General features: G+C 64.3%; 11 protein-coding genes. 7 read left to right on the top strand and 4 right to left on the bottom strand.

What is annotated here, in order from left to right:
* The 3 genes from QZ213_RS18385 to QZ213_RS18375 form a co-directional block, all read right to left on the bottom strand.
* The coding region (locus tag QZ213_RS18385) for an efflux RND transporter permease subunit (protein WP_291687520.1) at window positions 1-1,475 on the bottom strand (1,475 nt) is incomplete at its 3' end.
* A complete protein-coding gene (locus QZ213_RS18380) occupies window positions 1,472-2,461 on the bottom strand; it encodes an efflux RND transporter periplasmic adaptor subunit (protein WP_291687519.1) in 990 nt (329 codons plus the stop codon). The genes QZ213_RS18385 and QZ213_RS18380, both read right to left, overlap by 4 nt.
* Window positions 2,462-2,566: 105 nt before the next feature.
* A complete protein-coding gene (locus QZ213_RS18375; protein WP_291687521.1) occupies window positions 2,567-2,887 on the bottom strand; it encodes a metalloregulator ArsR/SmtB family transcription factor in 321 nt (106 codons plus the stop codon).
* 129 nt (window positions 2,888-3,016) lie between these two features.
* On the opposite strand from QZ213_RS18375, the gene QZ213_RS18370 reads away from it, so the two are divergent.
* The 7 genes from QZ213_RS18370 to QZ213_RS18340 all read left to right on the top strand — a co-directional run bounded on the left by QZ213_RS18370 (window position 3,017) and on the right by QZ213_RS18340 (window position 9,178).
* Window positions 3,017-4,303 (top strand): FAD-dependent oxidoreductase, encoded by a 1,287-nt coding sequence (locus QZ213_RS18370; RefSeq protein ID WP_291687518.1) that lies wholly within the window; start codon window positions 3,017-3,019, stop codon window positions 4,301-4,303.
* Window positions 4,300-4,743: a thioredoxin TrxC gene (gene trxC / locus QZ213_RS18365; RefSeq protein WP_291687517.1), complete on the top strand. Its 444-nt coding sequence runs from the start codon at window positions 4,300-4,302 to the stop codon at window positions 4,741-4,743. Before QZ213_RS18370 ends, trxC begins: the two co-directional genes overlap by 4 nt.
* A 31-nt stretch (window positions 4,744-4,774) precedes the next feature.
* Window positions 4,775-4,987 (top strand): DUF2892 domain-containing protein, encoded by a 213-nt coding sequence (locus tag QZ213_RS18360; RefSeq protein WP_291687516.1) that lies wholly within the window; start codon window positions 4,775-4,777, stop codon window positions 4,985-4,987.
* Window positions 4,988-5,129: 142 nt separating this feature from the next.
* Window positions 5,130-6,566 carry a cytochrome c oxidase accessory protein CcoG gene (gene ccoG / locus QZ213_RS18355; protein ID WP_291687515.1) on the top strand — a complete coding sequence of 479 codons (1,437 nt, stop codon included), beginning with the start codon at window positions 5,130-5,132 and terminating at the stop codon, window positions 6,564-6,566.
* Window positions 6,563-7,054, top strand: a complete 492-nt coding sequence (locus QZ213_RS18350; RefSeq protein ID WP_291687514.1) for a DUF6789 family protein — start codon at window positions 6,563-6,565, stop codon at window positions 7,052-7,054. Before ccoG ends, QZ213_RS18350 begins: the two co-directional genes overlap by 4 nt.
* 139 nt (window positions 7,055-7,193) lie before the next feature.
* A complete protein-coding gene (locus QZ213_RS18345) occupies window positions 7,194-7,823 on the top strand; it encodes a hypothetical protein (RefSeq protein WP_365885071.1) in 630 nt (209 codons plus the stop codon).
* Window positions 7,824-8,002: 179 nt separating this feature from the next.
* A complete protein-coding gene (locus QZ213_RS18340; protein WP_291687513.1) occupies window positions 8,003-9,178 on the top strand; it encodes a GNAT family N-acetyltransferase in 1,176 nt (391 codons plus the stop codon).
* A 127-nt stretch (window positions 9,179-9,305) separates the two neighbouring features.
* Here the strand turns inward: QZ213_RS18340 and QZ213_RS18335 are convergent.
* Window positions 9,306-9,957: DsbA family oxidoreductase (locus tag QZ213_RS18335; RefSeq protein ID WP_291687512.1), on the bottom strand; the 652-nt coding region annotated here is incomplete at its 5' end.

The following is a 9,957-nucleotide window of genomic DNA, read 5'->3' as shown; positions in this document are numbered from 1 at the left end:
AACAGCATCGCCGCCGACGCGTTGGCCGGGATCGGCGCCATATAGGGGCCCATCAGCCCCGACACGAACAACATCGGCAATAGCGCCGCCACCACCGTCAGGGTCGCCACCACGGTCGGGTTGCCGACCTCGGCAACGGCCTCGATGGTGGCCTGCACGCGCGGCCGGCCGTCCTTCATGGCCCAATGCCGGGCGATGTTCTCGACCACCACGATGGCGTCGTCGACCAGGATGCCGATGGAAAAGATCAGCGCGAACAGGCTGACGCGGTTGATGGTGTAGCCCATCAGGTTCGCGGCAAACAGCGTCAGCAGGATCGTGGTCGGGATCACCACCAGCGTGACCAGCGCCTCGCGCCAGCCGATCGCAATCGCGATCAGCAGCACGATCGAGAGCGTGGCGAGGCCGAGATGAAACAACAGCTCGTTGGCTTTTTCGTTGGCGGTCTCACCATAATCGCGGGTAACGGTGACCTCGACGTCATCCGGAATCAGGCGCGCCTTCAGGCCTTCGAGCCGTTGCGCGATATCCTCGGAGACGACAACCGCATTGGCGCCGGCCCGCTTGGCCAGCGCCAGGCTGACTGCGGGAACGCGCTCCCATTGGCCCTTGCGGTCGCGCGCGTCGTTCCAGACCCGGTGTTCGGTCGCGCTCGGTCCGATCACCACGGACGCGACGTCCTTGACATAGACCGGCCGCCCATCCCGGGTCGAAATCAGCAAGAGGCCGATATCGGGGATTCCCGACAGCGTTTGCCCGGCCGCGACGCTGCGAACGATGCCGGCGTCGCGGACCTGGCCGGCCAGGAAGGAGCGGTTGGCGTCCTTCACCTTGGCGACGAGCTGCTGCAGGGTGACGCCGAACAGCGCCAGCTTCTCCGGGTCCGGCTCGACCCTGATCTGCTGCGCCGCGCCGCCGGAGATGTAGGTCAGCCCGATGCTGTCGACCTTCATCAGTTCGGAACGCAGCTTGTCGGCGAGCTCGTAGAGATCCTTGTCCGACCAGCGACCGGCGGCCTCGGGCTTCGGCGACAGCGTGAGCACGGCGACGGCGACATCGTTGATGCCGCGCCCCACGATCAGGGGCTCGGGAATGCCGACGGGGATGCGGTCCAGATTGGCGCGGATCTTCTCGTGCACGCGCAGGATCGCATCGTCGGACTTGGTGCCAACCAGAAACCGCGCGGTCACCATCACGCGGTCATCTTCAGTCTGGCTGTAGACGTGCTCGACCCCGTCGATGCCCTTGACGATGGCTTCCAGCGGCTTGGTGACGAGTTCGACCGCGTCGGGCCCGCGCAATCCATCGGCGTTGACCCTGATATCGACCATGGGCACGCTGATCTGCGGCTCTTCCTCGCGCGGAATTACGACCACGGCGATCAGGCCGACGATCAGCGACGCGAGCAGGAACAGCGGCGTCAGCGGCGAACTGATCGTCGCCCGGGTCAGCCGCCCGGACAGACCGAGATTCATGGTTGCACCAGCTGGTCGCCCGCACGAATGCCGGAGAGAATTTCAAGGCCGTTGGGAAGCTCGGGCGACGGCAGATCGCGGCCGCGCTGCACCGGCGCAGCGACGGTTTGGTCCGCCTGACGGAGACGGACGTAGTCAATCCCGAAACGGGTCGTCACATAGTTCGACGGGATCACGAAGGCGGTTCGCGTGCCGCCGGAGATCCAGACCCGCAAGCGGTCGCCGACGAAATATTCCCCCAGCCCCTTGACGCTGGCGTCGGCGATGACGCGGCCGTCCTCAATCTGCGGATACACCAGATCGATCACGCCGGATTTCGAAGCCGCTTCGCCGAACTCCGCACCGTCGACGCGAATCTTGTCGCCGGCTTTCAGGAAGCTGGCGTGACGCTCCGGCACCCGCAGGCGCAATTTGAAATCCTGCTGGGCAATCATCTCGACGGTATCGCCGGGCAGGACGACCGACCCGACCGACACCATCCGCTTCAGCACGCGTCCGTCGACGGGAGCCAGAATTTGCCCTTCATCGAACTGTTGCTGAATGACCGCTCGCTCGGCGGTCTTTGCACGCAGGCCGTTTTCGGCCACGTTGAGCGCGGTCCGCGTCTCGTCGAGCTTGGTCCGGGGCAGGATGCCGCGATCGACCAATCCCTCGGTTCGGGTGAAATCGATTTGCGCCTGGTCCGCCTGTGCCTGTAGCGCCTGCATCTGCGCATCCAGCGACTTCATCTGCAGCGCGAGCTTTTCGTCGGCGATCACGGCGATGGCCTGTCCGCGCGTGACGCTGTCGCCTTCCTTGACGTTGAGCTGAACAATCGTGCCGCCGATGCGCCCGCGGGCCGGCACGACGCTGATGCTCTCGACGGTGGCGAACACCGCCTTCTCGTCGGCGACCATCCTGGGTGCGACCGTGAGCGTTTCCGCACCGGCGAACGACGTGCTCGCGGCGAGCGCGGCCCACGCCGCTATCGCTGTCAATCTACGCATCTTTATGCTCGCAATCATGAATAGCCTGACAGGGGCTGGAAGCCGGAGGTCACATCTTGTCGGCGTTCGCTGCGTGGTCCTTGACCTGCCTCAAGGCATCGCAGCTCACGCCCGCGTAGTTTTTTTCTGCGCGGCCTTGCTGGTCGCGGGGGTGCAGTAGACGCGATAGAGCGCGGTCAGAATTTCGCGCGCGGGTTCGCTCGCGATCGAATAGTAGATCGTCTGCGCATCGCGACGGGCGGAGACCAGGCCATCCTTGCGAAGCAGCGCGAGATGCTGGGACACCGTGGAATCGCGAAGGCCGAGGAATTCGGCGAGATCGCCGACCGAGCGCTCGCCGTCGATCAACTGACAAACGATCAGCAGCCGGTGGCGATTGGCCAGCGCCTTCAGGAGATCGCTCGCCGAATCGGCGGCGGCTTCCATCACGTCAATGTTCATTTTCATACTTGCGTATATACGATAATACGAATATATAGTCAACACGCAAGGCGAGACAAGCCGGAGTTCAACTGGCCCGCCGCATCTCAAAGGAACGCATCAACGGAGGCAGGTATGGCGGAAGTCGTCGTTATCGGAGCGGGTCTCAGCGGGACGCTGATGGCTTATGAATTGTTACCCAAGCTGCGGAAGGAAGACCGCCTGACGGTCATTTCGCAGGGACCGGTCTATCACTTCGTCCCCTCCAATCCCTGGGTGGCGATCGGCTGGCGCAAGCGCAGGGATATCGAGGTCGACCTCGTTGATGTCATGAATCGAAAGGGCATCCGCCTGCTGACGCAGGGCGCGCAGCGGGTAAAGCCTGCAGAAAACCGTATCGAACTCGCGGACGGCACGACGATCGACTACGATTATCTGGTGGTGGCGACCGGACCGGAGCTTGCCTTCGACGAAATCCCGGGGCTCGGACCGGACGGCCACACCCAGTCGATCTGCCATGTCGATCACGCCTCCGACGCGAGGCAGGCATTCGAAACGCTCGCCGCCAATCCCGGCCCCGTGGTGATCGGCGCCGTGCAGGGCGCGTCCTGCTTCGGCCCGGCCTACGAATTCCTGTTCATTCTCGAAACCGAGCTGCGCCGCCGCAAGCTTCGCGACCGCGTGCCGATGACGTTCGTCACCTCCGAACCCTATATCGGCCACCTCGGTCTCGACGGGGTCGGCGACACCAAGGGCCTGCTCGAAAGCGAGATGCGCGAAAAGCACATCAAGTGGATCACCAACGCCCGGGTGAAAAGCGTCACACCGGGCACGATGTCGGTCGAGGAACTCGCGGACGACGGCTCGGTTCGCAAGAACCACGAGCTGCCGTTCGCCTATTCGATGATGCTGCCGGCGTTTCGCGGCGTCGCCGCCATCCGCGGCATCGAGAAGCTCACCAATCCCCGCGGCTTCGTCATCGTCGACAAGTACCAGCGCAATCCGGAATACCCCAACGTGTTCGCCATCGGCGTCTGCGTGGCGATCGCGCCGGTCGGCGCCACCCCCGTCCCGGTCGGCGTGCCGAAAACCGGTTTCATGATCGAATCGATGGTGACGGCGACCGCCCGCAACATCGGCGCGCTGCTGCGGGGCGAAAAGCCGACGGCGCAGCCGACCTGGAACGCCATTTGTCTCGCGGATTTCGGCGATTCCGGCGTCGCCTTCCTGGCGCAGCCGCAGATTCCGCCGCGCAACGTCAACTGGTCCTCGAAAGGCGAATGGGTTCACTACGCCAAGGTCGCCTTCGAAAAATACTTCCTGCGCAAGATCCGGCGCGGCGAGAGCGAACCGTTCTACGAGCGCTTCCTGCTCGACAAGCTCAACATCGCCAAGGTCAAAGAGATAGAGCCAGCAGCATGAGTACCGGCCGACAGATCGTCTGCGGACATTGCGGCAAAATCAACCGCCTTCCGGCCGAGCGGGCGCCGGATGCTGCGCGCTGCGGATCGTGCCGTCGGCCCATCTTCACCGGCCATCCCATCGAGGTCGACGAAGCGGGTTTTGGCCGCCATGTGGCGCACAACGATATCCCGGTGCTGGTCGACGTCTGGGCGCCGTGGTGCGGTCCGTGCCGCGCGATGGCGCCGATGTTCGAGCGCGCCGCAGAGGCGCTCGAACCGAAGGTTCGCCTCTTGAAGCTCAACTCCGATCAGGCTCCGACCGTCTCTTCGCAGCTCGGGATCAGCGGCATCCCTACCCTTCTCTTGATGCAGGGCGGCCGCGAGATTTCGCGGATTTCCGGCGCGATGGACGCGCAAAAAATTGTCGCATGGACGAAGGCCGGGCTCGCCCGGTCCTGATGAGTTTCAAACCCACCCAAAGGAGTACGTCATGAACGTAGATAAGGCAGTGCTGATGTTCGCGGGATTTGTGGTTCTGCTCGGGCTGGCGCTCGGCTACGCGGTCAGTCCCTACTGGTATTTGCTGACCGCATTCGCCGGGCTGAACATGTTCCAGGCCTCGATCACCGGGTTCTGTCCCGCGGCGATCATCTTCAGGAAACTCGGCCTGCGCGAGGGCTGCGCGTTCTCGCAATCGGCCTGAAGCTCGCCGGGCATTCCCTTCCGCGTTTGAGCCATCGCAAGGCGATGGCTTCGACCGGGGATTATTGAGCAACAGTCGCTCCCGTCACCTGCGAGCCGCCAACCCGGTTCAAGGGAAGTATTGGGGGAGTGCCGGGGGAGTCATGGACGACACCATCATCGTGGGCCCGCTCTACGAAGCGCGCAAGAAGGTCTATCCGCAGGCGGTTCACGGCAGGTTTCGCCGGATCAAATGGACGATCCTTGGGCTGACGCTGACCCTCTATTACCTGCTGCCCTTCGTCCGCTGGGACCGCGGGCCCGGCCTGCCCGAACAGGCGGTGCTGGTCGATTTCCCGCATCGCCGCTTCTATTTCTTCTTCATCGAGCTGTGGCCGCAGGAGGTCTATTATTTCACCGGCCTGTTGATCATCGCGGCGATGACGCTGTTTCTGATGAACGCGGTGGCCGGCCGCGTGTGGTGCGGTTACCTCTGCCCCCAGACCGTCTGGACCGATCTGTTCTACGCCGTGGAGCGTTTCGTCGAAGGCGACCGGCGCGAGCGCATCCTGGGCGACAGGAAGGGCTGGACGTTCAGGCACATCCGACAGGTCGCCACAAAACATTTCCTGTGGCTGATGATCGCGTGGTGGACCGGCGGTGCCTGGGTTCTGTACTTTTCCGACGCCCCGACGCTGGTGAAGGATCTGGCGACCCTTCAGGCGCCTTTCGTCGCCTATCTCTGGATCGCGATCCTGACCGCCACCACGTATCTCTTCGCCGGCCATGCCCGCGAGCAGATGTGCATCTACATGTGCCCGTGGCCGCGGATCCAGGCCGCGCTGACGGATGAGTGGGCGCTCAACGTCACCTATCGCCGCGACCGCGGCGAGCCGCGGACGTCGGTCAAGAAGGCCGAACAGTTGCGCGAGCACGGCCAGCCCGCCGGCGACTGCATCGATTGTCACCAGTGCATCAATGTCTGCCCGACCGGCGTGGATATCCGCAACGGCATCCAGCTCGGCTGCATCCAGTGCGGGCTGTGCATCGACGCCTGCGACAACATCATGAGCGGGATCGGCCGCCCCACTGGATTGATCGCCTACGATACCGACATCAACGGTGCGCGCCGGCTGGCCGGCAAGCCGCCCGTCTATCGCCTGATCCGGGCGCGAACCCTGCTCTACGGCGGCATCATCGCCCTGGTCGGCAGCATCATGCTGTACGCGCTGGCAACCCGAAGCTCGATGAGCGTCAACCTGCTGCACGAGCGCAATCCGCTCTACGTGCAGTTATCGGACGGCGGCGTGCGCAACGACTACACCCTGCGCATCCTGAACAAGGGCAGTAGCCGCAGCTTCGCGCTCGATATATCGGGCCTGCCGAACGCGGCCCTTCATGTCTCGGGCGTCGAACCCGCCGCCGACGGCAGGCTCATCGTCGAGGTCGGACAGGATCAGACCCGCGAACTCCGTCTGTCGGTGCAGGTGGCAGCCGCGATGGTGCCCGAGCGTCCCGCCGCCATCGAGATCAGGGCGACCGACACCGCGACCGCGCAGACCGCCAGCGTCGGGGATCATTTCGTTCCGCCCAGCCGATGACGGGACCGGGCACTGAGAGGATCTGGAAATCCCTGGCCGCCGGCCTGTGCGGCAGCGCCGCGCATTCCGGCCTGATGTTCCTGAAATCCTGGATGGGCTGGCTGCCATCCTTTCACCCATATGAGGACATACAGGAGGCTTTGAGTGGGCTGGTCGGCGGCTCCGTTTCTCCTGCGATTCCCTGGGCGTTGTCGTTTCTCAATGGTGCGGTCGTACTTGGGATCATATTCGGCCGGCTTTTTCGCGTGCTGCCGGGCCGCAGCGGGGCCGCGAAGGGGGTTGTCTTCGGGGTCTTCGGCTGGATCGCGATGGGCGTGTTGCTGTTTCCGGTGCTGGGTCAGGGCCTATTCGCGGGCCGGGCGGGGCTCGGCGCGCGTCCTGCCCTTTTCTCGCTCGCGATGCTCTTGACCTACAGCGTCATCATGGGCATCGCTTATTCGACGCTGGACCGGAAAAATGTGGCAGAGCCGATTTCAGCCAACCGATGATCCAAATGATGCTACACGGTGCCGGTTCGATCCCATGTCCTTTCCATCGAGTCTGACGATGCACCTCTGCCGGCACGTTTTCGCCGTCGCCCTTGTCTTCCTTGCCACGCCGTCGATTGCCGAGCCGGCAGGGTCCGTGATGGCTGTCGCCAATGACGCCAAGCCGCAGGAACCGGACACCGATATCTTCGCGCTGATGACGGGCAGATGCAGCATGCTCAAAATCGCAGGCCGCGATTTCACGTGCAGGACCATTGGCTTCTTCCATAACGAGGAAGGCCGGACCAATTTCACGATCGCGCTCGACGATCCCGCGGACAATAGCCACGTCATCTCGTTTTCGGGTGAAAACGGCCGGAGGAACGAGGACAACCTCCTGGAACTGCCGATCGACCGCATGCTGCTGAGTTCGAAGGACAGGCCGAAGGCCGACGGCCTGCCCGTGCCATCAGCCGAACCCGCGACCGGCGCATGCCGGCAAGTTGGAAATTTTGCGCTGCTGCAGGTTTCCAGCATCACGTGCAGCGCAATCGACAGGAACGGCAAGAAATACGAATTGCGGTTCGAATCCGACGGTTCACCCATAATCCTGCGCAGGGTTCGGCAGTATTCGCTGGCGGCGAAGAAACCCCGCGCCAGGCAAAGCGAGCAGATCGAATGCCGTTACAGGGCCGCGATTGCGCGCGTGCCGGCCAGAGACAGGACGGATTACATTCTGCAATGCCTGGCACAGCTTGGGGAAAAATCCCCCGCGCCCGCACAGCCGTAGACCCCGCTCTGGCGTCGCTCACCGCGTCCGGACGGTAAACGCCGGGTTAACATTACCGGTCAAATTGCCGGCCGGCGCCAACGGTGTTTTCCAATCTTTGCGCTAGCATTCCCCGGCAACGCGTGGAGAGTGCGGCGCTTTTGGCGCGCCGCTTCCTCGCGAACGGGGAAACGGGGACCGTGGTCGAGATTGCTGACACAGCCGCAGTCGGTCGCGCATCGGTGAGAGATGCCGCAGGCCTGCGCCCGCTGACGGCGGTCCCGTTGAGCCAATGGCACCGGCTTTCCGAGCGCGCGATCGAGCCGAACGGCTATTATCTTCCGCCCTGGGAACTCGCGGTGAACGCCTTTGCCAACGGCCGCACCGGCGCGTCCGCGCTATCAGCGCGAAGCGATGCCGCGCCGGACGCCGTGACGCGCCTGATCGGCCTGATGCCGGTCATTTCGATGATGCGCGCCTACCGGATCCCCCTGCCCGCACTGGTCAGCGCCCATCCCTACGGCACGCTCTGCACGCCGCCGCTCGACCGCGATAGGGCGCATGAGGCCGCGACGGGGTTGCTGCGCGCGGCACGGCAGGCCGGCGCCCATGCGCTGATCCTGCGCGACATGTCGCTCGATGGCGCCGCCATGAGAACCCTTCGCGAGGTGCTGCGGCAGGAGAGCTTGCATCCGCGTGTGCTGCAATCGCAGCTTCGCGCCTGCCTCGATGCCACCCGCGATGCCGACGAATTGCTGCGCGATGCGCTGGGATCCAAGAAACTGAAGGAGCTGCGCCGCCAGCGCCATCGGCTGGCCGAGCACGGTGATATCCGTTTCGACGTGGCGCGCACGCGCGAGGAAGTCTCCGCCGCGCTCGAGACATTCCTGCGGCTGGAGGCCAGCGGCTGGAAAGGAAAGCGCGGCACCGCGCTGATCCAGGACGAGGGCGACGCGGCCTTTGCCAGGTGCGCCGCGCCGGCGCTCGCCGAAAAAGGCCAGTGCGAGATCGTGACGCTCTATGCCGGAACCACGCCGGTATCAGCGGGAATCGTGCTTCGCCACCAGGACCGCGCCTTCTTCTTCAAGCTCGGCATCGACGAGAAGTTCGCAAAATTCTCACCGGGCGTTCAGCTGACGCTCGACCTGACCCGGCATCTCTGCGCCGATCCCACCATCGCCACGGCCGACTCCACGGCAAGCGCCGATCATCCGATGATCAACCCGATCTGGCGCGGACGTTTCGCGATCGGCGACGTCCTGATTCCGCTGCGGCGGAACGATCCGGCGGTGGCGGTGATCCACGCGGCGATGATGCTGCGCGGGCTGGTGCGCGAATTCGCGCGCCGCACGGTTCATTTGATCCGCGATCGTTAGAACATATTGTCATTCCGGATCGCGAGCGCAGCGCGCGACTCCGGAATCCATAACCACAATTGGAGGTCATGGATTCCGGGCCTGCGCCAAGCGGCGCATCCCGGAATGACGAGGCATATGCGGCTTGCTACTCCGCCGCCTGCGCGTTCACTTCCGCCGAGACCTGGCGGATGGCGCGGGCGAGCTGGTCGGCGGGCTGCGCGCCGGACACGGCGTATTTCTGCGCGAACACAAACGTCGGCACGCCGGAGATGCCCTTGTCGGACGCGTCCTTGGCCTGCGCCGAGATCAGCGCCACATCCTCGTCGGTCGCCAGCCGCCTGCGGACGTCGTCGGTGTCGAGGCCGCAATCGGCCGCCGCCTGCACCAGCACGTCGATGTCGGTGAGATCGCCGCCGTCGCGGAAATACAGTTCCATCAGCCGCTGTTTCATCTCGGCCGATTTGCCCTTGGCGTCGGCCCAGTGAATCAGGCGATGGCAGTCGATCGTGTTGGGCTGGCGCCGGACCAGCTCGGGCCGGTAGGTCAGACCCTCTTCATTGGCGGCGGCGACGACGCGGCCGGCGATGTTCCTGTAGGCCTCGGGCGAGCCGAACTTCGCGGTCAGATATTCGTCGCGGCTGATGCCCTCACGCGGCACCCATGAATTGAGAAAGAAAGGACGCCAGTTGATCTCGACGGGCACGTCCGGCGTCAGCGCCAGCGCGTTCTCGATGCGGCGCTTGCCGATATAGCACCACGGGCACACCACGTCGGAAACGATGTCGATCTGCAGCGGC

It is taken from the genome of Bradyrhizobium sp. (assembly GCF_017881085.1).
Taxonomy (GTDB): domain Bacteria; phylum Pseudomonadota; class Alphaproteobacteria; order Rhizobiales; family Xanthobacteraceae; genus Bradyrhizobium.
This window is presented reverse-complemented; position numbering and strand designations above follow the sequence as displayed.

What these genes read in the sequence shown, in the direction of transcription:
- QZ213_RS18380 (WP_291687519.1), bottom strand. Translation starts at nt 2,461, where the DNA reads ATGCGTAGATTGACAGCGATAGCGGCGTGGGCCGCGCTCGCCGCGAGC.
- QZ213_RS18375 (WP_291687521.1), bottom strand. Translation starts at nt 2,887, where the DNA reads ATGGAAGCCGCCGCCGATTCGGCGAGCGATCTCCTGAAGGCGCTGGCC.
- QZ213_RS18370 (WP_291687518.1), top strand. Translation starts at nt 3,017, where the DNA reads ATGGCGGAAGTCGTCGTTATCGGAGCGGGTCTCAGCGGGACGCTGATG.
- trxC (WP_291687517.1), top strand. Translation starts at nt 4,300, where the DNA reads ATGAGTACCGGCCGACAGATCGTCTGCGGACATTGCGGCAAAATCAAC.
- QZ213_RS18360 (WP_291687516.1), top strand. Translation starts at nt 4,775, where the DNA reads ATGAACGTAGATAAGGCAGTGCTGATGTTCGCGGGATTTGTGGTTCTG.
- ccoG (WP_291687515.1), top strand. Translation starts at nt 5,130, where the DNA reads ATGGACGACACCATCATCGTGGGCCCGCTCTACGAAGCGCGCAAGAAG.
- QZ213_RS18350 (WP_291687514.1), top strand. Translation starts at nt 6,563, where the DNA reads ATGACGGGACCGGGCACTGAGAGGATCTGGAAATCCCTGGCCGCCGGC.
- QZ213_RS18345 (WP_365885071.1), top strand. Translation starts at nt 7,194, where the DNA reads ATGGCTGTCGCCAATGACGCCAAGCCGCAGGAACCGGACACCGATATC.